The following is a 23,286-nucleotide window of genomic DNA, read 5'->3' as shown; positions in this document are numbered from 1 at the left end:
CACTGTTTTTTATGAAGGCAAGCCGCCTGCGCTTCGGGATGAACCTGTGGCCGCCGTTCCTGTTCGCCGGGATCCGAGTGCAAGAGATCTCTCCGGACTACCGGTACGCGCGGGTCAAGATGCGTCTGCGCCCGTGGAACCGCAACTTCTTCGGCACCCACTTCGGCGGCTCGCTGTTCGCGATGACCGACCCGTTCTGGGTGTTGCTGCTGTTCAACCAGCTCAAAGGCCAGCACGTCGTGTGGGACCAGGCCGGCGAGATCGAGTTCGTCGAGCCTGGCCGCGGCACGGTCCACGCGGAGTTCCGGCTGACCGACGAGCACGTCGAGCAGGTGCTGGAGCAGACCGCGGCCGGCGAGAAGGCGTTGATCTGGTTCGAGACCGATGTGGTCGGGCAGGATGGAACCGTGATCGCACGGGTGAAGAAGCAGGTCTACGCGCGGCGCAAGCGCGGCAAGCAGCTCGCGCATGCGTGAGGCGTTCGGAGCGGTCTTCGACCTGGAACCGGGCTACCTGAACACGGCCTCGATCGGGGTGCCTCCCCGGCACGTCGCCGACGCGGTCTCGGCTGCTCAGGACCGGTGGCGGCGCGGCCAGGACACCTCGTCGTCGTTCAACGAGGCCGTCGAGACGTCCCGCGCGGCGTTCGGGCGGCTCATCGGTGTTCCGGCGGAGTCCGTCGCGTGCGGTGCCACGGTCTCGCAGTTCGTCTCACTGGTGGCGCAGGCGTTGCCCAAGGCGTCGAAGGTCTTCGTCGAACCAGGCGAGTTCACCAGCGTCTCGCTGCCGTTCGTCGCGGCGGGCCACCGGATCGTGTCCACAGTGGACGAGGCGGACCTCGTCGCGGTGAGCGTGGTTCAGTCGGCGGACGGTGCGATCGCGGACCTCTCGATGCTGCGGAACTGCGGCAAACCGGTGCTGCTGGACGTCTCGCAGGCCGCCGGGTGGATGCCGTTGTCGTTGGCGTGGGCCGATTTCGTCGTCGGTGTCGCCTACAAGTGGCTGATGTCGCCGCGCGGCGCGGCGTGGATGGCGGTGCGCCCGGACCGCATGGACTTCCTCAGGCCGTTGGCGGCCAACTGGTACAGCACCGGGGAGAACTACGGCACCGAGCTGGTGCTCCGTTCGGACGCGCGGCGGTTCGACCTCTCGCCGACGTGGCACGCGCACGTCGGTGCGGCGGTCGCGCTCCCGTGGGTGGCGTCGCTGGACCTGGAGGCCGTGCGCGCGCACTGCGTGAATCTGACGGATCACCTCCTCACCGGACTGGGGCTGGCCCCCAGTGGTTCGGCGATCGTCTCAGTAGACATTCCCCACGTTTCGGGCGTCGTCTCGTCTGTTCGTGCAGGTCGCACACGGTTTGCGTGTCACCTCTACAACACGATCGAGGACATCGATCGGGTGCTCAAAGCGCTTGGCTGACCGCCGTCCGTTACCGTGGTTCCTTGTGTCGGAACCACGTCAGTCACCTGAAGAGGTGACCCAGAGCCTGCCTCGCTTCCCACCGAGGCCGACCGACACCGCGCCGCTCTACCCGGCCGACGAGCTGATGAAGCTCCAGTCGATCATGGACAACCGCCAGGGGCACCTGCCCCCGCAGCCTCCTTCGCAGCAGAAGAGGACGTGGGTGGGCAAGGCCCTGGCGCTCGTCGGCGTCGCGGTGGTGTCGGGCTTCGTCTGGTGGGTGCTGCAGCCGTCGGATCCGGTGGACAAGCCGGTCGCGCAGCCCCAGAAGACCGCGGGGGAGTTCGAGTTCAGCACCGTGCCGGAGCTCCCCGAGCCGGTGAAGGACAGCGACTGCGCCGCCCACGCCTCCGGGCAGACGGGCACGTTCCTCAAGACCACGCAGTGCCTCCAGCTGACGCGGGCCTTCTACACGGCCAAGCTGCCGGACGGACGGACCGTCTACTCGTCGGTGTCCGTGGTGAAGATGAAGAGCGCGGCCGACGCGAAGGCGTTGCGCGAGCTGACCCAGAAGGACGGCACCGGAAACATCAAGGACCTGGTGCTGGACAAGGCGATCAGCGTGCCGCCGCTGACCACGCTGGCCAACGGCGGGTACGCCTCGGAGCAGCGCGACCAACTCGTGGTGATCGTCGAGTCGGACTCCCCGGCCAAGGGGACCGACGCGCTCGCGCACAACAAGGAGATGAAGAAGGTCTCCAACGACGCGATCCGTCTCGCGTCTTCCTTCGGGGACTAACCGGAAGCGACACCCGGCATCGTGATGGACGCCGGGTTCGTACCGGCCGCCTTGCGCCACCGCGTCGCCCGCACCGCCGCCGCCGTCAACGCGTCCAGCGCGGAGGTCCGCAGCGCCGACTCGTCCGTGCGCTCCAGCACCCCGCGCCACGCCGCGCACGTGTCCTGCTCGACGGCGACCAGCGCGGCCAGTGCAGAAGGCCCGTCCGACACCGGAGCCGGCGGCAGGTAGGCGGCGGCGGGCGGGTTCGGGGTCGCGCCCTTGTCCCGCAGCCACCGCTCGGTCGTGTCCCGGCGGGCCCGGTGCGCGTTCGCACCCTCCGCGACCGCCGCGGCCTGGTTGCCCAGGAACGCCGACACCATGCCGTAGGTCCACAACGCCGCGTGCTCGGTGCCGAGCGCGGTCTGAACGGAATCCACGCTCATACGAGCACCTCCCGCAACGAAGCACAGCCGGCGGCCACCGACCCGACGAGACCGGCGCGGTAGCTGGGCAGGGTCGCCACGATCGCCGACGCGTCGCGCACCGACTCGTCGAGCGCGGTCTTCAACGCCGCGAGCGGGTCCGGCGGAGTGGGCGGCGTCGTGGGCGCGGGCGGTGCCGTCGACGAGAGCGGCGGGCGTTCGCGGTCGACCTCGGCCTGCAGCAGCTTGGCGTGCGTTTCACGGGCGGTGGCGATCTCCGCGGCACCCGGCACCGTCGTGAGCGTCTTGGCCAGCGCGGCATCCGCCCGTGCCTGGGCCGCGAGCGCCGACAACGGGTCCGGCGGCGGTGGCGTCGGAGGTTCTGTGGTGCACGCAACGGCGAGCGGTGCGGCGGCCACCGCGAGCAGCACACGGCGGCGGCTGACCGATTCGGAGATCACGCGAACCCATATTGCCAGCAGCCGTGCGGCGCGGTGGGAGCCGGGCAAAGGAGATAGTCTGGGCGTCCACGGCCGCCGAAACACCGTCGGCCGGGGTTTTCATGCGTTCGAACTGAAGGAGACACCACGTGTCCAGCCCGCCGCGCGGAGAGCTTGCCGCGCAGCTAGCACCCGTTGTGCGGGAAGCGCTCGAAGCGATCGGCTTCGACCTCGACGCACTCGACGTGAATCAGGCTGGGCGCCGCCGTCTGGTCAAGGTCGTCGTGGACGGCGAGGACGGCATCGGGCTCGACGAGGTCGCCGAGGCGAGCCGGGTGGTCTCCGCCGCGCTCGACGAGCACGACCACATCATCAACGGGCCGTACACCCTCGAGGTCACCTCGCCGGGTGTCGACCGCCCCCTGACGCGCCCGCGCCACTGGAAGCGCGCGCACCTGCGTCTCGTGAAGATCAAGCAGCCGGAGCAGGCCGAGTGGTTCGGCCGGGTCGGCGAGTGCGACGAGACCGGTGTCGAGCTGCTGCACAAGGACGAGCTGCGGCGCGTGGAGTACCGCCACATCGAACGCGCGGTCATGGAGATCGAGTTCAAGCAGCCGCCGGTCGAGGAACTGGCTCGGCTCACTCGGAAAGCACCGAAGGAGGAGCCGAGGTGAACGTCGACATCGCCGCCCTGAGGGCGATCGAACGTGAAAAGGACATCCCCTTCGAGACGGTCCTGGAGGCGATCGAGTCAGCGCTGCTGACCGCCTACAAGCACACCGAAGGGCACCACGCGCACTCGCGCGTGGAGATCGACCGCAAGACCGGCGTCGTGCGCGTGCTCGCGCAGGACCTGGGTCCGGACGGCGCGGTGCAGGAGGAGTGGGACGACACTCCTGAAGGCTTCGGCCGCATCGCCGCCACCACCGCGCGGCAGGTCATCCTGCAGCGCCTGCGCGACGCCGAGCACGAGCGCACCTTCGGCGAGTTCGCCGCCAAGGAGGGCGAGATCATCGCCGGTGTCGTGCAGCGCGACGCCCGCGCGAACGCCCGCGGCATGGTCGTCGTGCAGGTCGGTGACACCGAGGGCGTGCTGCCGCCGGCCGAGCAGGTGCCGGGCGAGCAGTACAACCACGGCGAGCGCATCAAGTGCTACGTCGTGAGCGTGTCCCGTGGCGCGCGCGGACCGCAGATCGCTCTCTCGCGCACGCACCCGAACCTCGTGCGGCGGTTGTTCGCGCTCGAGGTCCCGGAGATCGCGGACGGCACCGTGGAGATCCCCGCGGTGGCACGTGAGGCAGGTCACCGTTCGAAGATCGCGGTGAAATCAACGGTTGCCGGAGTGAACGCCAAGGGCGCCTGCATCGGCCCGATGGGTGCCCGTGTGCGCAACGTGATGCACGAGCTCGGCGGCGAGAAGATCGACATCATCGACTTCTCCGACGACCCGGCCACTTTCGTCGGGAATGCATTGTCACCAGCGAAGGTTGTGTCCGTGCGGGTGCTCGACGAGCGTGCCAAGACGGCCCGCGTCGTGGTGCCCGACTTCCAGCTGTCGCTGGCGATCGGCAAGGAGGGGCAGAACGCCCGCCTGGCCGCCCGCCTGACCGGCTGGCGCATCGACATCCGCAGCGACGCGGAGTCCCCGGCCGCGGGGGCGGTCACATCCAGTTCGGCCGAATGAGCTCCAGGGGATAGACTTATCAACGGTTCAACGTCGGGTTCGGCAACCCAACACATCGGCCCTGTTCGTACGTGCGTCGGATGCCGTACCCGGACGTTGCCCTCTGAGCTGCTGCGTGTGGTCGCGGTGGACGGTTCGGTGGTTCCGGACCTCCGTCGGCGGCTTCCTGGTCGAGGTGCTTGGTTGCATTTCGATCTCGAATGTCTCCGCAACGCCGAGCGGCGACGGGCGTTCTCGCGGGCCCTCCGGGTCCAGGGAGCACTCGACGTCGCTTTGTTGCGCGAGCACCTGGAGCAGCACGGGAAATCGACCGGGGGACAGCCCCTCGGTCAGCAAGAAACAAGGAAGCAGGTCGACCCGTCATGAGTCAGCCGTGAAGCTGAAGACATGAACGCGCGACGTTAAGACGAGGTCGATGGGACTTGCCCGCCGGCCTCACGACCAAGGAGAGCAGTGGCAGGCAAGGCCCGCGTGCACGAGCTCGCGAAAGAGCTCGGTGTTACGAGCAAGGAAGTTCTGAACAAGCTCGCCGAACAGGGCGAGTACGTGAAGTCCGCGTCGTCGACCGTCGAGGCCCCCGTGGCCCGGCGGCTTCGTGACGCCTACGAAGCCAAGTCCTCGAAGCCGTCGGCTCCCAAGCCGTCCGCTCCGAAGCCGAAGGCACCCGCACCCGCGGCTGCCGCAGCGCCCGCCGCACCGGCGGAGTCGAAGCCGGCAGCGACCACCGACAGCAAGCCCGCGGCCCCGTCCGCGCCGAAGGCCATGCCCGGCCCGAAGCCCGCGGCTCCGCGTCCCCCGGCCCCCAAGCCCGCGCCCGCCGCTCCGGCCGCGCAGGCTCCGGCCGCGCCCGTCCAGCAGCCCCAGGCTCCGGCCGCCGCCGCACCGGCACCCGCCGCGTCGGCTCCGGCCGCTCCCAAGGCTGCCCCGGCTCCCGGCGCCAAGCCGGGTGGCCCGCGTCCGGGCCCGCGCCCGGCTCCGCAGCAGCAACAGCCCGCACCGCAGCAGCCGCAGGCTCCGGCCGCGTCCGCTGGTGGGCAGCAGTCCCCGTCCGTGGTGCCGCCGCGCACGCAGGCTCCCAAGCCCGCTGGCCCGCGTGCCCCGCGTCCGGGCAACAACCCGTTCGGCGTCGGTGGCGGCAACGCTCCCGCGCCGCGTCCCGGACCTCGTCCCGGCCCGAGGCCTGAGCAGGGCGGCGACCGCCCCGCGGGTGGCCCGAAGCCCGGCGACCCCCGTCCGGCTTCCCCCCGTCCGGGTGGTGCGCCCGGTCAGGGTGGTCCGCGCCCGGCAGCAGCCCAGGGCGGCGGCCGTCCCGGCCCCGGCCAGGGTGGTCCTCGTCCCGGTGGCCCCGGTCAGGGCGGTCCCCGCCCCAACCCGGGCAACATGCCCCCGCGGCCGAACCCCGGCATGATGCCGGGCCGTCCGGCCGGTGGCGGCGGTGGCGGTCGTCCCGGTCCTGGTGGCGGCGGTGGCCGTCCCGGTGGCGGTGGCGGTCGTCCCGGTGGTGGCGGCGGCGGTGGCGGCTTCCGCGGCGGCGGTGGCGGTGGCGGCGGTGGCGGCTTCCGTCCCGGTGGCGGCGGTGGCGGTGGCGGCGGCTTCCGTCCCGGTGGCGGCGGTGGCGGTGGCGGCGGCTTCCGTCCCGGCGGTGGTGGCGGTGCCGGTGGCGGCGCCCCGGCCGGTGGTGGCGGCGGTTTCCGCGGTCGTCCCGGTGGTGGCGGCGGCGCTGGTCGCGGCGGTACCGCTGGTGCCTTCGGTCGTCCCGGTGGTCCGGCGCGTCGTGGACGCAAGTCCAAGCGGCAGAAGCGCCAGGAGTACATGGACAACATGCAGGCGCCTTCGGTCGGTGGCGTCCGCCTGCCCAAGGGGCAGGGCGAGACGATCCGCCTGCCGCGCGGTGCCTCGCTGACCGACTTCGCCGACAAGATCAACGCCAACCCGGCGTCGCTCGTGCAGGTGCTGTTCCACCTGGGCGAGATGGTCACGGCGACCCAGTCGGTGTCCGACGAGATCCTGGAGCTGCTCGGCTCCGAGATGAACTACGTCGTGCAGGTCGTGTCCCCCGAGGAGGAGGACCGCGAGCTGCTCGAGACGTTCGACATCACCTACGGCGAGGACGCCGGTGACGAGGACGACCTGCAGGTTCGCCCGCCGGTCGTGACCGTCATGGGTCACGTCGACCACGGTAAGACCCGACTGCTCGACACCATCCGCAAGGCGAAGGTGCACGAGGGTGAAGCCGGTGGCATCACCCAGCACATCGGTGCCTACCAGGTGGAGACCGAGCTCGAGGGCAACCCGCGCCTCATCACCTTCATCGACACCCCGGGTCACGAGGCGTTCACCGCCATGCGTGCCCGTGGTGCGAACTCGACCGACATCGCGGTCATCGTCGTCGCCGCTGACGACGGCGTGATGCCGCAGACGGTCGAGGCGATCAACCACGCCCAGGCGGCGTCGGCCCCGATCGTGGTGGCGGTCAACAAGATCGACAAGGAAGGCGCCAACCCGGCCAAGATCCGTCAGCAGCTGACGGAGTACGGCCTGGTCGCCGAGGAGTACGGCGGCGACACGATGTTCGTCGACATCTCCGCGAAGCAGGGCATCAACATCGATGGGCTGTTGGAAGCCATCCTGTTGACGGCCGACGCGTCGCTGGACCTCCGCGCCAACCCGGCGATGGAGGCCCAGGGTGTCGCGATCGAGGCGCACCTCGACCGCGGTCGAGGTCCGGTCGCCACGGTGCTCGTCCAGCGAGGCACGCTCCGCGTCGGCGACTCGATCGTCGCGGGCGACGCCTACGGCCGCGTCCGTCGCATGGTCGACGAGCACGGCGACGACGTGCACGACGCGACCCCGTCGCGTCCGGTGCAGGTCATCGGTCTGACGTCGGTGCCGCGCGCTGGTGACTCGTTCCTCGTCGTCGACGAGGACCGCGTCGCCCGGCAGATCGCCGAGCGTCGCCAGGCCCGCACTCGCAACGCGCAGAACGCCGCCAAGCGCAAGCGCGTCAGCCTCGAGGACCTGGACGCGGCGCTCAAGGAAACCAGCCAGCTCACCTTGATCATCAAGGGTGACAACTCGGGTACCGTCGAGGCCCTCGAGGACGCGCTCATGAAGATCGAGGTCGGCGACGACGTCGAGCTGCGCGTGGTCCACCGCGGTGTCGGTGGCATCACCGAAGGCGACATCAACCTCGCCGTGGCCTCCTCCGCCATCGTCCTGGGCTTCAACGTCCGGGCCGAGGGCAAGGCGACCGAGCTCGCGAACCGCGAGGGCATCGACGTTCGCTACTACACGGTCATCTACCAGGCGATCGACGAGATCGAGGCGGCCCTCAAGGGTCTCCTCAAGCCGGAGTACGAAGAGGTCCAGCTCGGCCGCGCCGAGATCCGCGACGTCTTCAAGTCCTCCAAGGTCGGCACGATCGCGGGTTGCATGGTCCTGTCGGGCGAGATTCGCCGCAACGCCAGGGCGCGCCTCCTCCGTGACGGCAAGGTGATCGCGGAGAACCTCCCGATCAGCTCGCTCAAGCGGTTCAAGGACGACGCCACCGAGGTTCGCGAAGGTTTCGAGTGTGGTCTCACGCTCGGCAACTACAGCGACCTCAAGCTCGAGGACATCATCGAGACCTACGAGATGCGCGAGAAGCCGCGCGCGTAGTGGCTTGATGGGGGTGCGGGGCCATTTAACCGGTGGCTCCGCACCCTTTTCTTCTGGAGGATCTTGCCCATGTACGTGGGGGCTCTGGAACTGGACGTGCTCTTGGGCGACGTCCACTCGTTGAAGGAGAAGCGCTCGGTGGTCCGGCCCGTCGTGGCCGAGCTGCGCAAGCGCTTCGAAGTTGCCGCTTCCGAGGCCGGTCATCAGGATCTGCATCGGCGCGCGTTGATCGGTGTCGCAGTCGTTGCGGGCGATGCCGAGCACGTCAGGGACGTCCTGTCCGGCTGTGAAAGGCTGGTTGCCGGACGTCCCGAACTGGAACTGCTCTCCGCCCGGACGCGTTTGCTGGGGCCGGAGGACGACTAGGAAGGGGAGGCTCGTGGCCGACACGGCACGTGCCCGCAAGCTCGCCAAGCGGATCTCGCAGATCGTGGCCTCGGCTCTGGAGCACGAGGTCAAGGATCCGCGCCTGGCTCGCGTCACGATCACGGACACCAAGGTGACCGGAGATCTGCACGACGCGACCGTTTACTACACCGTTCTGGGTGAGCGGTTGGACTCCGAGCCCGACTTCGCCGGCGCTGCTGCGGCGCTGGAGAAGGCGAAGGGTGTTCTGCGGTCGATGGTCGGGGCTCAGACCGGGGTCCGGTTCACGCCCACGCTGACCTTCATGACCGACACCGTGCCCGATGCGGCCCGGAAGATGGACGAGTTGCTCGCCAAGGCTCAGGCTGCCGACGCCGAGGTGGCTCGGTTGGCGGCGGGGGCGTCTCCTGCCGGTGACGCCGATCCGTACAAGGCGCCTCGTGAAGACGACGAGGACGAGGACTGATTTTCCGCCGGGGGACCTTTCGAGGTCCCCCTTGGTGGTTTATGGGATGGAAACTGTCTTGTCCGAGGGTGCCCTGCAGCACATTGAGACGGTGAGCAGCTAACGTCTCCCTGTGGCAGACGACCTGAGCACCACCATTGCCGAGGCCGCGCGGTTACTGGCCGGCGCCCGCGATGTGACCCTTCTCAGTCACATCAACCCCGACGCTGACACGCTCGGGAGTGCCTTGGCTGTCGGACTCGCGCTGCACCGGCGCGGGGTCGCGGTGCGCGTGGCGTTCGGAGAGCCCGAGGTCGTGCCGGAGTCGTTGAAGGCTTTGGACACCGCCGGGCTGTTGGTGCACCGGGACGAGGTGCCTGCCGCGCCTGAGTTGCTCGTGGTCATGGACACCGGCAGCGTGCAGAGGCTGGGGCCGTTGGGTGGACGGGTTGCCGCTTGTACCGGGCCCGTCATCGTCATCGACCACCACGTCTCGAACACGCGGTACGGGACGTTGCACTGCATCGACGAGCACGCCGAGGCGACGGCGCTGATCGCGTTGAAGTTGCTCGACGAGATGGGTGTCGAGGTCGACGAGCCGATCGCGCGGTGCATCTACGCCGGGCTGGTGACGGACACCGGTGGCTTTCGGAAGGCCGGGCCCGCCGCGCACGAGACCGCGGCGCGGTTGCTGGCCACCGGAGTCGATGCCTACAGCGTCACGCGGCCGTTGATGGACGCGCATCCGTTCGCGTACCTGGGCATGTTGTCGCGAGTGCTGGCGAAGGCGGAGCTGGATCAGCGGGCTGCCGGCGGGCTGGGGCTCGTGCACGCGGTGGTCGGGGTGGACGACGCTGCCGGCGTGCGGAGTGAGGAGGTGGAGAGCGTGATCGATGTCGTGCGCTCTGCTTCCGAGGCCGAGGTCGCGGCGGTGTTGAAGGAGTTGCGGCCTGGGTTCTGGTCCGTGTCGTTGCGGGCAGTCAGCCGGGTGGACGTTCGTGAGGTGGCGCAGGTGCTCGGGGGTGGTGGACACCGGCTGGCAGCCGGGTTCACGTTCGACGGCGCTGCGGACCAGGTGGTCGCCGCGCTGAAGGGCGCGTTGGAGCGGGTGGGGTCATGACACGGACTGGAAGCCCGCGGCTGCTGCGGGAGATCAACGACCGGGCTGCGATCGAGACGCTGCTGCGCAGCGGAGCGATGACCCGGGCCGAGCTGGAGGAGGTGATCGGCCTCTCGAAGCCCGCGACCGCTCAGTTGCTGGCGCGGCTCGAGGAGGACGGCATGGTCGTCCGCACCGGGCTGCGTGGTGGCGGGCGCGGACCGCGGGCACAGATGTGGGCGGTCAACGGCGGCGTCGGGTACGTCGCGGCGGTGGCACTGACGCCGGAGCTGATCGACGTGGTCATCGCGGACATCACCGGGTCGCTGCTGGCCGAGCACAGCGCGCCGATGCCTGCTTCCAACACTCTGGCGGTGTTTCGCGAGACCGTGCAGAAGGCGGCCGCTTTGGCCGGACTGCGGCTGGACGCGCTGTCACACGTGGTGGTCGGCACGCCCGGTGCGGTGGATCCGGCGACCGGGCACCTCGGCTTCGCACCACACCTGCCAGGCCTCGTGGACGTAGACCTGCCTTCGACGCTGCGTGAGCTGCTCGGGGCGTCGGTGTCGATCGAGAACGACATCAACCTGGCGGCTCTGGAGGAGATGAGCTCCGGCAAGGCCGTGGGCGTGCGGAACTTCGTGCTCTTCTGGCCGGCGGACGAAATCGGCTCGGCCGTGGTCGTCAACGGCGTGCTGCTCCGAGGCGTCACCGGCGGCGCGGGCGAGATCGACTCGATGCAGATCCCCGGCGGCCGCTACGGCGACCAGGTCGACAGCGACGCCATCGTGGCCCTGGCTTCTTCGCACGGCATCGCGTCCTCGTCCGGCCTGGAAGCCGTCGCCCACGCTCTGACCGCGGGCACGGAAGGCCGCGCATTTCTGTCAGACCTCGCCCGTAGAATCGCATTGGGTCTGGCGAACGTCGTGTGCGTTCTCGATCCGGAACTCGTCCTCTTGTCGGGTGGAGTGGCGCAGGCCGGTGGCGAGACGCTGTGCGACCTGGTGTCGGCGGAACTGCTGAAGCTGGTGGTCCCGCGCACCCCAGTGCACCTCGCCCAGATCACCGCCAACCCCGTGCGCTCGGGAGCCCTGCATTCCGCGCTAGCGGTGGCGCGCGAACGCGTCTTCGGCCTGCCGCAGCGGGCCTAGGGTCGCCCGGTCGGGTGAACATGGGCCGCCTGGTGTCCTGAAACGCTGTTACCAATCCCTCGCGTAACGAGGAAGCGCGCATGGGAGCGGACTACAGCAGTGCGGCCGCGCAATGCGATGCGGTGCGGCCGTGTAGTGCAGTGCGGCCGTGCGGTGTGCGATGCGTGTGATGCGGTGCGGTCATGCAGTGCAGTGCAGTGCGGCCGTGCGGTGCGGTGCGGCCGTGCGGTGCGGCCGTGCGATGCGGCGCGGACGTCCGGTGCAGCGCAGCGCAATGCGATCGTGCAGTGCCGCCGTGCGGGTGCGGTGCCGCCGTGTGATGCGGTGTGGCTGTGCAGCGCGGTGCAGCGCGATCGTGCGGTGCAGTGCAGCCCGGCGCGGTCCTACGGTCGGCTCCAGAAAATTCTTCGAAGAATTTCGGGGACGGGTGTCGGATCGGGGGCGAGGTGTTCGTAGCAGTGGTGAGGCCGCCCACGAGGGGCGGCGCCACCACAGCAGGGGAGCACCACGACCATGAAGCTGACGACCATGACCCAGCTGACCCTCGACGGCGTCGTGCAGGGCAACGGCGGCGCGTCGGACGAGGACCGCAAGGCAGGCTTCGAGCGCGGCGGCTGGGCGCTGGGCAAGGGCGACGACGAAACCCACGCCCTGATCAAGGAGACGTACCACCGAGCCGACGCCTTCCTGTTCGGCCGCCGAACCTACGAGCTCTTCGCCGGCTCGTGGGGTTCCTGGACCGAGCAGGACGCCCCCGGCTGGGAGCCAGTGGTGCACGCGCTGAACGCCCGCCCCAAGTACGTGGCCTCGACAACCCTCGCCGACCCGGCCTGGTCAGGCAGCACCGTGCTGTCCGGCGACCTCGCCGCGGCCATCGCGGACCTGAAGGCCAAGCCGGGCGGCGAGCTGCAGGTGCACGGCAGCGGCACCCTGGTCCGGTGGCTGCTGGCGAACGACCTCGTCGACGAGCTGACCCTGATCACGATCCCGGTGATCGTCGGCCAGGGCACGCGCCTGTTCCCGCAGGCCGGCCCGGACCTCGCGCTCGACCTTGTGGAGTCGCGTGTGGACTCTAAGGGCGTGACGACCCAGGTCTTCCGTCCGGCGGGGCGACCCGTGTACCCGCCAGCGCGTTGACACACGGCCCGTGTACCCGCCAACGCTGAGGCGCAGCCAGCGGCCCGTTGCCGGCCAGCGCCGACGAGGTAGCCAGCTGGCGGCCGCTGGTACCTGCGGTGGGCGGCCGACGCGTGGTCGGCAGGGCGTCCTGCGCACTCGCGACGGGCCGACGCGGTGGCCAGCTGCGGCCGTGTCCCCATCGGTGTGTTCACGCGCTGGTCGGAAGGCGCCCGGCGTATCCGCTGGGTTCGCGCCGTGGCCAGCTGGCGTCCGGTGTGTCGGAGGCGGGCGGTTCCGGTGGTTGGCTGGCATCGGGTGTGCGTGAGTTCGAGGGGTGCGGTGGTCGGGTGGCATCCGGCGTACCCGTGGTGGGCTGGCGCAGTGGGCGGGAGGCGTCCGCCGACCCATGTGCTCGTTGGCCTGGTGTTCTTTGGCCAGGTCTGGGGGCATTTTGGCCCGATTTGGGGGATTTGGGCGGCGGAATGATGGGGCGGCGGGCGTCCGCTGTCGCTGCGAGCTTGCTGAGCTGGGTGTTTGGCGCGTGAGGGAGGATTTTCGGATGCGGTATCTGGTTTCCGTGATCGACGACAAGAGCAATCCCGGTCGGACCGACAGGCAGCCGGCGATCAGCGAGTTCAACGAGCGGTTGATCGCCGAGGGCTATTGGGTGTTCGCGGGCGGGCTGGCTGACACCGGTACGGCCACGGTGATCGACAACCGGGGGGAGCGGGCGGTGTTCAGCGATGGGCCGTTCGTCGAGTCGAAGGAGTACCTGGCCGGGGTTTGGGTTTGGGAGGCGCCCGATTTGGACGTTGCGCTCAAGCTCGCGGCTGAGGCTTCGAAGGTTTGTGACCGGAAGATCGAGGTGCGGCCGTTCCTGTGAACGTGAACGCGAACATGGACGCGAGCGCGAGCGCGAGCATGAGCGACGTCGACGAGGCGGTCAGCCGGGCCCACCGCGAGGAGTGGGCGAGGGTGGTTGCGGCTCTGACCAGGCGGTTTGGGGATCTCGACACGGCTGAGGAGGCGGCGGCCGAGGCGTTTGCGACGGCCGTTGAGCGGTGGGCCGCGGACGGTGTGCCGCCCAACCCCGGCGCGTGGTTGACCACTACGGGCACCAGGAAGGCCATTGATCGGATTCGGCGCGAGAGCAAGCGGGATGACAAGCAGAAGGAGGCTCAGATGGCGTATCACGACGAGGCTGAGCCGGCGAGCGTCATCGAGGACGATCGGCTCAGGTTGATCTTCACGTGCTGTCATCCGGCGTTGGCGGTGGAGGCGCGGGTGGCGTTGACGTTGCGGATGGTCGGCGGCTTGACGGTGCCGGAGATCGCCAACGCGTTCCTCGTGGCCGAAAGTGCTGTGGGGCAACGGATCACGCGGGCCAAGGCCAAGATCAAGGCGGCGAGGATCCCGTATCGCGTGCCTGCGCGGGAGGATCTCGCGGAACGTGTCGGGGGTGTGCTCACGACGTTGTACCTCGTGTTCAACGAGGGGTATTTGGCCACGGGGGCCGGCACCGACCCGGTGAGGCACGAGCTGACTGCGGAGGCGATCAGGCTCACGCGGCTGATTCACGCGCTGCTGCCGGACGACGGTGAGGTGACCGGGCTGCTGGCGTTGATGTTGCTCACGGAGGCGCGCAAACCAGCACGGATTTCCGCAGAGGGCGAACTCGTAGCGCTCGACGAGCAGGACCGCGGCGAATGGGACACGGAGCTGATCGCCGAGGGCCATCAGTTGGTGCGACAAAGACTCGCGACAGGGGTCGCTCCTGGGCGGTACCAGATTCTGGCCGCGATCAACGCCGTGCACACCGATGCCCGCGACATGCGCGACACCGACTGGGGGCAGATCCTCGCGCTCTACAACCTGCTCGTCCGAGTCGACCCGTCGCCGATCGTCGAGCTCAACCGGGCCATCGCGGTGGCGGAGCTGGACGGGCCGCAGGTGGCGCTGAAGATCGTCGACCGGCTCGAAGAACTCACCGGCTACCACGCCTTCCACGCCACGCGCGCTGATCTGTTGCGCAGGCTCGGGCGCACGAGTGAGGCGCGGGAGGCGTACGACAAGGCCATCGAGTTGGCCGGTAACACCGCCGAGACCGCCGGTCTGATTCGGCGCCGCGATCGGCAGTGGTCCTAGTCACCGGCGGAAACCTCGGCTGACCACCTAGGTTCGACGTGTGGAGGATCGGGTTCCCGCGCGGCGGGTCATCGGGCTGGCGGTGCCTGCTCTGGGGGTGTTGGCGGCCGAGCCGTTGTACGTGCTCGTCGACACGGCGGTGGTCGGGCATCTCGGGGCGCTGCCGCTGGCCGGGCTCGCGCTCGGCGGGGTGTTGCTGACGCAGGTGTCGACGCAGCTCACGTTCCTCTCGTACGGCACGACGGCGCGCACGGCGCGGCTGCACGGGGCGGGCAGGCGGCGGGACGCTGTCGAGGAGGGTGTTCAGGCGACTTGGCTGGCCCTCGCCGCGGGACTCCTCGTGATCGTGCTGGGACAGGTGTTCGCGCGGCCGTTGGCTGAGGTGCTCGCGGGCAAGGGCGCTGTGGCGGACGCGGCGGTCGAGTGGGTGCGGATCGCGTTGTTCGGGGCGCCGTTCATCCTCGTCACGATGGCCGGCAACGGGTGGATGCGCGGCGTTCAGGACACCAAGCGGCCACTCAAGTACATCCTGATCGGCAACGGGATCAGCGCGGTGTTGTGCCCGGCGCTCGTCTACGGCGCGGGGTGGGGGCTTGAGGGGTCGGCCATCGCCAACGTCGTGGCGCAGGTGCTCGCCGCGTCCCTCTTCTTCAAGGCGCTCATCAGCGAGAAGGTCCACCTCGCGCCGCACTACAAGGCCATGCGCGCGCAGCTCGGCATGGGGCGTGATCTCGTCCTGAGGAGCTTGGCGTTCCAGGCGTGCTTCATCAGCGCGGCTTCGGTGGCGGCACGGACGTCCGTGGCGGCCGTGGGTGCGCATCAGGTCGTGTTGCAGTTGTGGACGTTCCTGGCGCTTGTGCTGGACTCGTTGGCGATCGCGGCGCAGTCGCTGGTGGGTGCGGCACTCGGGGCGTCGAAACGGCTCCAGGCCGAGAAGCTGGCGTGGCAGGTCACGCGGTACGGGCTGGTGTTCGGGATCGGGCTCGGCGTCGTTTTCGCCGCGCTGGCAACGGTTCTGCCGCAGGCGTTCACGTCGGATCAAGGGGTGCTCGCGGAAATCCCCAACGCGTGGTGGTTCTTCGTTGCACTGCAACCGATCGCGGGCGTGGTGTTCGCGTTGGACGGGGTGCTGCTGGGCGCCGGCGACGTGAAGTTCATGCGCACGGCGACGCTCGGCTCAGCGGTGATCGGGTTCCTGCCGCTGGTGTGGGCCGCGTACGCGTTCGGGTGGGGGCTCGCGGGGATCTGGACCGGGTTGTCGGCGTTCATGGTGCTGCGGCTCATCGCGGTCGTCCACCGCACCAGAACAGGGAAGTGGGCCGTCGAGGGCGCGGTCAGGTGACCCCCGAACGGCCGCTGTGTCCGACCTCACGGCATGAAATCGTTACCAAGAAGGTTGTTTAGGCGATGTAACTAATGTCTGCCCGCCTCCGACCTGGGGAGAGTGCCGTCTTGCCGTCGGTCGATCGCGCCACCCGACTCTCGTGGCTGATCTGGACCACCGCCGTCTTCGTCTACTTCGCCGCCGTCTTCCACCGCACCACGCTCGGCGTCGCCGGGCTGGAGGCGAGTGAGCGGTTCGGGCTCGGACCCGCGCAGCTCGGTGTGTTCACCGTGCTGCAGATCGGTGTCTACGCCCTCATGCAGATCCCGACCGGTCTGCTCGTGGACCGCTTCGGTCCGCGCAAGATCCTCACCGTCGCCGCGCTGCTCATGGGCACCGGTCAGCTGCTCTTCGCCGTCGCCGACTCGTATGCGCTGGGCCTGACCGCGCGCGCCGTGCTGGGCATGGGTGACGCGATGACGTTCATCAGCGTGATCCGCATCGTCGCGGCGCACTTCCCGCCACGCCAGTACTCGCTGGTCGTCGCAATTACGGCGGCCCTCGGCGGTGTCGGCAACCTCGTCGCCACCGTGCCGCTGACGCTCATGCTCGGCTCGATCGGGTGGACGTGGGCGTTCCTCATCGCCGGTGGCATCACCGCGCTGTACTCGGTCGTGGCGCTCCTGCGGATCAAGGACGTGCCGCACGGCTTCACCGCTCCGAAGCCGGAAACCGTGCCGTTCAAGAAGATCTGGCCCAAGGTGCGGCAGGCGTGGAGCGTGCCCGGCACCCGGCTCGGGTTCTGGGCGCACTTCAGCACCATGTCGACGCCGGCCGTGCTCGGCCTGCTGTGGGGGTACCCGTACCTCGTGCAGGCGCAGGGCATGTCGGCCAAGGCGGCGTCGTCCACGCTCGGATTGCTGGTCATCGGCGCGATCGTGGCCAGTCCGATCGTTGGCGCGCTCTTCTCTCGCAACCCCGAGTGGCGCATGCCGATCGCGGGCGGGTTCCTGGCGTTCGCGCTCACCGGGTGGGCCGTGCTGCTGCTGTGGCCGGGCGGTCACGTGCCGGTGCCGGTCATCGCCGTGGTGTTCCTCGTGCTCACGGTGGGCGGACCGATCTCGGGCGTCGCGTTCGCGCTGGCCCGCGACTACAACCCGTCGCACCGCCAGTCCACGGCGAGCGGCCTGGTCAACGTCGGTGGCTTCCTCGCCGTCACGGTGGCGGCGCTCGGTGTCGGCGTGCTGCTGGACGTCACCGAGAACCTGCTCACGCCTCAGACGTCGTTCCGAGTGGCGCTCAGCTTCTGCGTCGTGGTGCTCGCGGTCGGCGGCTGGCGGATGCTCGTGTGGTGGCGGCGCGCGCGTGCCGCGGTGTTCGCCGCTGAGGAGCGTGGTGAGACGGTGCCGGTGCAGTTGCGGCGTCGGCGCTGGGACGCGTTGCGCGTCGCTTAAGCTTTCCCGCCGTGAAACCCTCTGTTGCACCGGGCCTGGTCGTCGTCGACAAGCCGGACGGCATGACCTCGCACGACGTGGTGGCGCGTGTGCGCAGGATTCTCGGCACCCGCAAGGTCGGGCACGCCGGCACGCTGGACCCGATGGCGACCGGCGTGCTCGTGCTCGGCATCGAGCGCGCGACGAAGCTCCTCGGCCACCTCGCGCTCGACAGCAAGGCCTACCTCGCGACGATCGTGCTCGGCTCGTCCACCACCACGGACGACGCCGAGGGCGAGACCTTGTCCACTGTGGACGCGAGTGACGTCCAGGACGACGCCATCGCGGCCGAGATCGCGAAGCTGACCGGCCCGATCCAGCAGGTGCCGTCGGCCGTGTCCGCGGTGAAGATCGACGGCAAGCGTGCTTACGCGCGGGTGAGGGCGGGCGAACAGGTCGAGATCCCCGCACGACCCGTAACGGTGCATCGGTTCGACGTCCTGTTCACGCGCCGTGAGGACAAGACGGTGCTCATCGACGTGATGGTCGAGTGCTCCTCCGGCACCTACGTGCGCGCGTTGGCACGTGACCTCGGCGCGGCGCTCGGCGTCGGTGGGCACCTGGGTGCGTTGCGGCGCACCAGGGTCGGCCCGTTCGACCTCCGCGTGGCCAAGACGCTGCAGCAGCTGGAGGAGACGCCCGGCCTGTCGCTGGACCTCGACTCGGCGGTCGCCACGGCGTTCCCGCGCCGCGACATCGACCCGGTGGAGGCCTCGGCGCTCTCGCACGGGCAGCGGCTCAAGGCGGGCGGGATCGACGGCACCTACGGCGTGTTCGGGCCGGACGGGCACGTGATCGCGCTCGTGAAGGACGAGGGCACCGCGGCCAAGCCCGTCGTCGTGCTGAGCCCGGCTGGGTGAGGCCGCGAACCCGTCGTAGGCTGATCACCGTGCAACGCTGGCGCGGACTAGATCACCTTCCCGGCGGCTGGGGCCGCTGCGTCGTCACCATCGGCGTGTTCGACGGTGTCCACAAAGGCCACCAGGCTCTGATCGGCAGGGCTGTCGAGCTCGCGAGCGAACGAGGCCTGCCGTCCGTGCTCATGACCTTCGACCCGCATCCGTCCGAGGTGGTCCGGCCGGGGAGTCACCCCGCGCAGCTGACCACGTTGCGGCGCAGGGCGGAGCTGGTCGAGGAGCTCGGCATCGACCACTTCGTCGTGGTGCCGTTCAGCCTCGAGACCAGCAGGATGCCCGCGGCCGAGTTCGTCCACGAGATCCTCGTCGAGAAGCTCCACGCGGCCGCTGTCGTGGTGGGTGAGAACTTCACCTTCGGGCACAAGGCGGCGGGTAACGTCGAACTGCTGCGCCGGCTCGGGCAGCGGTTCGGATTCGTGACCGAGGGGGCTGATCTGGTGTCCGCTGACGAGGTGACCTACTCGTCGACCTACATCCGCGCGTGCATCGACGCCGGCGACGTGAAGGCCGCGGCCGAGGCACTCGGCCGGCCGCATCGGCTCGAAGGGATCGTCGTCAAGGGCGACGGACGCGGCAAGGACCTGGGATTCCCGACGGCGAACCTGTCGACGCCGAAGTTCGCGGCTGTTCCGGCTGACGGTATTTACGCGTGCTGGTTCACCGACTCGAAGGGTAAGAAGCTCAAGGCGGCGGTCAGCGTCGGGACGAACCCGACGTTCTCCGGCCGTGAGCGCCGGATCGAGGCGTTCGTGCTGGACGTGGACGAGGACTACTACGGGCAGAGGGTCGCCGTGGACTTCGTCGACAGGCTGCGCGGGATGGTGAAGTTCGACTCCGTCGAGGCGCTTCTCGAGGAAATGCACCGAGATGTAGACCGAACGAGGGAACTGCTGGCCGAGTCGTGACCGTCAGATTGGGCGAAGCGGACGTGGGGGCGTCCGCAGGCTGGCAGGATGCGGTGCGGAACGGTGCATACAGGAGAGGTCAAGGTGGAGGACCACAAGATCGTTCAGCGCAACCTCGCGCTTCAGCGGGAGTGGTACGGGGAACCTCTGGGTGACCGAGTGCGCCGGCTGGTCGTGGCCTTCAACGTGTCACAGGCTCAGCTCGCGGACGTGCTGGGCATCAGCGCGCCGATGCTCAGCCAGGTGATGAGCGGTCGCCGCGCCAAGATCGGCAACCCGGCCGTGCTCGCGCGGATGATCATGCTGGAGCGCAAGATCCTCACGCCGGACGTGGCGACCGGGGCTCCGGACGCGTTGCAGCGGGCGCTCGACGACGTGCGCGAGTCCAAGCCGACCGTGTCCCGCGACAACCTGCCGGTCAACGGCGACGAGAGCGTCGCGTACCCGGTGCTGCGCCGCGTCGCCGACCGCACCGAGCTCACGCAGGCCGCCGACCTGCTGCACGAGGACTTCCCCGCGATCGCCGAACTGTTCCGCCGCGCCATCCGCGCGGCGGGCCGATGAAGCTCTTCACCGCGCTCTACCCGCCGCGGCACGTGATCGACGAGCTCGACGCCGTGCTCGACCGAAGCCTCGACCTGCAGTGGACGAAGCCGGAGAAGTGGCACATCACATTGTGCTTCCACGGCGAAACCGCAGATGAGGAACGCTTCAAAGCGCTCGAAGGCCACGAGGCCCCCGAAATCCGGCTGAAGGACTTCGGAAACTTCCGCGGCAAGGTCCTGTGGGCGGGAATTCACGGCGATTTAAATCAGTTGGCACGAGCAGCGGGCGCCGACGACAATTGGTGGGCGCACCTGACGGTGGCCTACGGGTACCGGGGACAACCGATGCCGGAGTTCCTGAGCAGCCCGTGGCAGCCGACGGAAGCAGTGCTCGTGAGCAGCGCCGATGGCGTCTACACACCCGTCGCACGGGTGGGGTTGCGCACGTCAGCGCGCCACTGAACGCTGTGCCTGATAGCCTTCGCAGTTGGGTCTGGCTGCGGTCCGTGGCGGCCAGTACCGGCTACCCCGGCCAGCAATTCGGCGGGCGTGGGGCCGCACGGACCTGAACGAAGTAGGAGAAGTACCTAGTGGCACTGTCCACGGAACAGAAGAAGTCCATCCTCGGTGAGTACGGTCTGCACGACTCGGACACCGGTTCCACCGAGGCCCAGGTCGCTCTGCTGAGCAAGCGCATCGCCGACCTCACCGAGCACCTGAAGCAGCACAAGCACGACCACCACTCCCGCCGGGGTCTTCTGCTGATGGTCGGCCGTCGCCGCCGTCTGCTGAACTACCTGACCAAGGTGGACATCAACCGCTACCGCGCGCTGATCCAGCGCCTCGGTCTGCGCAGGTGATGCTTGCCGAGGGGGAGTGACCGGCCGGTCACTCCCCCTCGGCGCACAACCGGGTGTATACAGATCCCTGGTTGAAAGAGGAACAAAACAGGACCCGCATCGCGCGAAGCAGTTATCGCCGGTCCTCGGTAGTGGTCCCCTGGTGGAAGAGCCCCAGGAGACTTCGATCGAAGACCGGCCTCGTCAAGAAGCGTGCTGCGGTGTCCAAAAGACGAGGAGCAACAAGTAAATGACGGACATCGAGGTCCACGAGGCGACTGCCGTTATCGACAACGGCAAGTTCGGCTCGCGCACGATCCGCTTCGAGACCGGGCGCCTCGCGCGTCAGGCCGCCGGAAGCGTGGTCGCGTACCTGGACGACGAGACGATGCTGCTGAGCGCCACGACGGCGTCGAAGCACCCCAAGGACCACTTCGACTTCTTCCCCCTGACGGTGGACGTCGAGGAGCGCATGTACGCGGCGGGCCGCATCCCCGGCTCGTTCTTCCGCCGTGAGGGTCGTCCGAGCACGGACGCCATCCTCACCTGCCGCCTGATCGACCGGCCGCTGCGCCCGTCCTTCGTGGACGGTCTGCGCAACGAGATCCAGGTCGTCATCACGGTGATGAGCCTGAACCCGGCCGACCTTTACGACGTCGTGGCGATCAACGCCGCGTCCGCGTCCACGCAGCTCGCCGGCCTGCCGTTCTCCGGCCCGATCGGTGGCGTTCGCGTCGCTCTGATCGAGGGCCAGTGGGTGGCGTTCCCCAACTACGAGCAGCTCGAGAAGGCCGTGTTCGACATGGTCGTCGCGGGCCGCGTGGTCGAGTCCGGCGACGTCGCGATCATGATGGTCGAGGCCGAGGCCACCGACAACGTGATCGACCTGATCGGCGAGGGCGCTGTCGCCCCCACCGAGGAGGTCGTGGCTGCCGGTCTCGAGGCCGCGAAGCCGTTCATCAAGGTCCTCTGCGAGGCGCAGGCGCAGCTCGCGCAGGTCGCCGCCAAGGAGACCGGTGAGTACCCGACGTTCCCGGCCTACCAGGTCGACGCGTTCGAGGCCGTCGAGGCCGCTGCTTCCGGTGAGCTCGCCCAGGCGCTGACCATCGCGGGCAAGCAGGAGCGCGAGACCACGCTCGACGAGATCAAGGCCGCCACGCTGGACAAGCTGGCCGAGCAGTTCGAGGGTCGCGAGAAGGAGGTCGGCGCCGCGTTCCGCTCGCTGACCAAGAAGCTCGTGCGCCAGCGGATCCTGCGCGACAAGGTCCGCATCGACGGCCGTGGCCTCACCGACATCCGCGACCTGGGTGCCGAGGTGGCCGTGATCCCGAGGACGCACGGCTCGGCGCTGTTCGAGCGCGGCGAGACCCAGATCCTGGGTGTCACCACGCTGAACATGCTGCGCATGGAGCAGCAGATCGACTCGCTGTCTCCCGAGACGCACAAGCGCTACCTGCACCACTACAACTTCCCGCCCTACTCGACCGGTGAGACCGGCCGCGTGGGCTCGCCGAAGCGCCGCGAGATCGGTCACGGTGCGCTCGCCGAGCGCGCCCTGATGCCGGTTCTCCCGAAGCGCGACGAGTTCCCGTACGCGATCCGCCAGGTGTCCGAGGCTCTCGGCTCCAACGGCTCGACGTCGATGGGCTCCGTCTGCGCCTCGACCCTGTCGCTGCTGAACGCGGGTGTCCCGCTGAAGGCGCCGGTCTCCGGCATCGCGATGGGTCTCGTCTCCGACGAGGTCGACGGCAAGACCGAGTACGTGGCGCTGACCGACATCCTCGGTGCCGAGGACGCGTTCGGCGACATGGACTTCAAGGTCGCGGGCACCAAGGAGTTCGTGACGGCGCTGCAGCTCGACACGAAGCTCGACGGCATCCCGTCCGAGGTGCTGGCGGCGGCGCTGGGCCAGGCCCGCGACGCGCGCTACACCATCCTGGAGGTCATGGCCGAGGCCATCTCCGACCCGGACGAGATGAGCGCCTTCGCGCCGCGCGTCACGTCGGTCAAGATCCCGACCGACAAGATCGGCGAGGTCATCGGCCCGAAGGGCAAGATGATCAACTCGATCACCGAGCAGACCGGTGCCGACATCTCCATCGAGGACGACGGCACGATCTACGTCGGTGCGGCGGACGGCCCCTCGGCCGAGGCCGCGATCGGCATGATCAACGCGATCGCGAACCCGCAGCTGCCGAAGGTCGGCGAGCGCTTCCTGGGCACCGTGGTGAAGACGGCCGCGTTCGGCGCGTTCGTCTCGCTGCTGCCCGGCAAGGACGGCCTCGTCCACATCTCGAAGCTGGGCAACGGCAAGCGCATCGCGAAGGTGGAGGACGTCGTCAAGGTCGGCGACAAGCTCCGCGTCGAGATCGCCGACATCGACCAGCGCGGCAAGATCAGCCTCGTCGTGGTGTCCGAAGAGGACGCGGCGAAGCCGGCTGAGGGCGCCGAGGCTCCCGCTGCCGAGGAAGCTGCTCCTGAGGCGGCTCCCGCGCAGTGAGTGCGGCAGACAACAACGTGACGGCCGCGGGTGCATCCACCCGCGGCCGT

General features: G+C 69.1%; 24 protein-coding genes. 22 read left to right on the top strand and 2 right to left on the bottom strand.

All coding sequences use genetic code 11. From position 1 onward, the window contains the following. The first annotated feature begins 11 nt into the window (after nucleotides 1–11). From AB0M24_RS34445 to AB0M24_RS34435, 3 genes are read left to right on the top strand one after another with little or no spacing between them, the layout of a single operon-like run. Nucleotides 12–476: a DUF4442 domain-containing protein gene (locus tag AB0M24_RS34445; protein WP_363777596.1), complete on the top strand. Its 465-nt coding sequence runs from the start codon at nucleotides 12–14 to the stop codon at nucleotides 474–476. After that, nucleotides 469–1,422, top strand: coding sequence for an aminotransferase class V-fold PLP-dependent enzyme (locus AB0M24_RS34440; RefSeq protein ID WP_363777594.1), 954 nt, complete (start codon nucleotides 469–471; stop codon nucleotides 1,420–1,422). Before AB0M24_RS34445 ends, AB0M24_RS34440 begins: the two co-directional genes overlap by 8 nt. A 55-nt stretch (nucleotides 1,423–1,477) precedes the next feature. Next, on the top strand, nucleotides 1,478–2,203 hold the full coding sequence (locus tag AB0M24_RS34435) for a hypothetical protein (protein ID WP_363777592.1): 726 nt from the start codon (nucleotides 1,478–1,480) through the stop codon (nucleotides 2,201–2,203). Here AB0M24_RS34435 and AB0M24_RS34430 read toward each other — a convergent pair. Together AB0M24_RS34430 and AB0M24_RS34425 are read right to left on the bottom strand one after the other, a co-directional pair. Next, on the bottom strand, nucleotides 2,200–2,628 hold the full coding sequence (locus AB0M24_RS34430; RefSeq protein ID WP_363777590.1) for a ferritin-like domain-containing protein: 429 nt from the start codon (nucleotides 2,626–2,628) through the stop codon (nucleotides 2,200–2,202). The genes AB0M24_RS34435 and AB0M24_RS34430 overlap by 4 nt on opposite strands. Further along, nucleotides 2,625–3,116, bottom strand: coding sequence for a hypothetical protein (locus tag AB0M24_RS34425; protein WP_363777588.1), 492 nt, complete (start codon nucleotides 3,114–3,116; stop codon nucleotides 2,625–2,627). Before AB0M24_RS34425 ends, AB0M24_RS34430 begins: the two co-directional genes overlap by 4 nt. 80 nt (nucleotides 3,117–3,196) lie before the next feature. Here AB0M24_RS34425 and rimP point away from each other — a divergent pair, with 80 nt between their 5' ends. The 19 genes from rimP to AB0M24_RS34330 all read left to right on the top strand — a co-directional run bounded on the left by rimP (nucleotide 3,197) and on the right by AB0M24_RS34330 (nucleotide 23,236). Then, nucleotides 3,197–3,721, top strand: a complete 525-nt coding sequence (rimP, locus tag AB0M24_RS34420; RefSeq protein WP_363777586.1) for a ribosome maturation factor RimP — start codon at nucleotides 3,197–3,199, stop codon at nucleotides 3,719–3,721. Beyond that, on the top strand, nucleotides 3,718–4,731 hold the full coding sequence (gene nusA, locus AB0M24_RS34415) for a transcription termination factor NusA (RefSeq protein WP_363777584.1): 1,014 nt from the start codon (nucleotides 3,718–3,720) through the stop codon (nucleotides 4,729–4,731). Before rimP ends, nusA begins: the two co-directional genes overlap by 4 nt. A gap of 18 nt (nucleotides 4,732–4,749) precedes the next feature. Continuing rightward, the gene (locus AB0M24_RS34410) at nucleotides 4,750–5,097 is read left to right on the top strand and encodes a YlxR family protein (protein WP_363777645.1); all 348 of its coding nucleotides are present in this window, start codon (nucleotides 4,750–4,752) and stop codon (nucleotides 5,095–5,097) included. 87 nt (nucleotides 5,098–5,184) lie between these two features. Further along, nucleotides 5,185–8,388, top strand: coding sequence for a translation initiation factor IF-2 (gene infB / locus AB0M24_RS34405; RefSeq protein ID WP_363777582.1), 3,204 nt, complete (start codon nucleotides 5,185–5,187; stop codon nucleotides 8,386–8,388). Between the two features lie 69 nt (nucleotides 8,389–8,457). Next, nucleotides 8,458–8,754, top strand: coding sequence for a DUF503 domain-containing protein (locus AB0M24_RS34400; RefSeq protein ID WP_363777579.1), 297 nt, complete (start codon nucleotides 8,458–8,460; stop codon nucleotides 8,752–8,754). A gap of 13 nt (nucleotides 8,755–8,767) precedes the next feature. Further along, nucleotides 8,768–9,220, top strand: coding sequence for a 30S ribosome-binding factor RbfA (gene rbfA / locus AB0M24_RS34395; protein WP_363777577.1), 453 nt, complete (start codon nucleotides 8,768–8,770; stop codon nucleotides 9,218–9,220). Nucleotides 9,221–9,332: 112 nt separating this feature from the next. Further along, nucleotides 9,333–10,319, top strand: coding sequence for a bifunctional oligoribonuclease/PAP phosphatase NrnA (locus AB0M24_RS34390; RefSeq protein ID WP_363777575.1), 987 nt, complete (start codon nucleotides 9,333–9,335; stop codon nucleotides 10,317–10,319). Next, nucleotides 10,316–11,449 carry an ROK family transcriptional regulator gene (locus AB0M24_RS34385; RefSeq protein WP_363777573.1) on the top strand — a complete coding sequence of 378 codons (1,134 nt, stop codon included), beginning with the start codon at nucleotides 10,316–10,318 and terminating at the stop codon, nucleotides 11,447–11,449. The genes AB0M24_RS34390 and AB0M24_RS34385 overlap by 4 nt, the downstream gene beginning before the upstream one ends. 513 nt (nucleotides 11,450–11,962) lie before the next feature. Next, entirely contained in the window at nucleotides 11,963–12,586 is a 624-nt protein-coding gene (locus AB0M24_RS34380; protein ID WP_363777571.1) for a dihydrofolate reductase family protein, read from the top strand. A 541-nt stretch (nucleotides 12,587–13,127) separates the two neighbouring features. Beyond that, the gene (locus AB0M24_RS34375; RefSeq protein ID WP_363777569.1) at nucleotides 13,128–13,451 is read left to right on the top strand and encodes a YciI family protein; all 324 of its coding nucleotides are present in this window, start codon (nucleotides 13,128–13,130) and stop codon (nucleotides 13,449–13,451) included. Nucleotides 13,452–13,489: 38 nt separating this feature from the next. Continuing rightward, nucleotides 13,490–14,713, top strand: coding sequence for an RNA polymerase sigma factor (locus AB0M24_RS34370; protein ID WP_363777643.1), 1,224 nt, complete (start codon nucleotides 13,490–13,492; stop codon nucleotides 14,711–14,713). Between the two features lie 40 nt (nucleotides 14,714–14,753). After that, nucleotides 14,754–16,055, top strand: a complete 1,302-nt coding sequence (locus AB0M24_RS34365) for an MATE family efflux transporter (protein WP_363777567.1) — start codon at nucleotides 14,754–14,756, stop codon at nucleotides 16,053–16,055. A 110-nt stretch (nucleotides 16,056–16,165) separates the two neighbouring features. Continuing rightward, nucleotides 16,166–17,491 carry an MFS transporter gene (locus AB0M24_RS34360; protein WP_363777565.1) on the top strand — a complete coding sequence of 442 codons (1,326 nt, stop codon included), beginning with the start codon at nucleotides 16,166–16,168 and terminating at the stop codon, nucleotides 17,489–17,491. Nucleotides 17,492–17,502: 11 nt separating this feature from the next. Further along, a complete protein-coding gene (gene truB / locus AB0M24_RS34355; RefSeq protein ID WP_363777563.1) occupies nucleotides 17,503–18,390 on the top strand; it encodes a tRNA pseudouridine(55) synthase TruB in 888 nt (295 codons plus the stop codon). Nucleotides 18,391–18,419: 29 nt separating this feature from the next. Next, entirely contained in the window at nucleotides 18,420–19,352 is a 933-nt protein-coding gene (locus AB0M24_RS34350) for a bifunctional riboflavin kinase/FAD synthetase (protein ID WP_363777561.1), read from the top strand. 84 nt (nucleotides 19,353–19,436) lie between these two features. Next, entirely contained in the window at nucleotides 19,437–19,916 is a 480-nt protein-coding gene (locus AB0M24_RS34345; protein WP_363777559.1) for a helix-turn-helix transcriptional regulator, read from the top strand. Further along, nucleotides 19,913–20,359 (top strand): 2'-5' RNA ligase family protein, encoded by a 447-nt coding sequence (locus AB0M24_RS34340; protein ID WP_363777558.1) that lies wholly within the window; start codon nucleotides 19,913–19,915, stop codon nucleotides 20,357–20,359. Before AB0M24_RS34345 ends, AB0M24_RS34340 begins: the two co-directional genes overlap by 4 nt. 128 nt (nucleotides 20,360–20,487) lie before the next feature. Beyond that, nucleotides 20,488–20,757, top strand: coding sequence for a 30S ribosomal protein S15 (rpsO, locus tag AB0M24_RS34335; RefSeq protein ID WP_030471762.1), 270 nt, complete (start codon nucleotides 20,488–20,490; stop codon nucleotides 20,755–20,757). Nucleotides 20,758–20,986: 229 nt separating this feature from the next. Continuing rightward, nucleotides 20,987–23,236, top strand: coding sequence for a polyribonucleotide nucleotidyltransferase (locus tag AB0M24_RS34330; protein WP_363777555.1), 2,250 nt, complete (start codon nucleotides 20,987–20,989; stop codon nucleotides 23,234–23,236). Nucleotides 23,237–23,286 lie beyond the last annotated feature (50 nt).

Source organism: Lentzea sp. NPDC051838 (assembly GCF_040681245.1).
In the GTDB taxonomy this organism is placed as follows: Bacteria; Actinomycetota; Actinomycetes; order Mycobacteriales; family Pseudonocardiaceae; genus Lentzea.
This window is presented reverse-complemented; position numbering and strand designations above follow the sequence as displayed.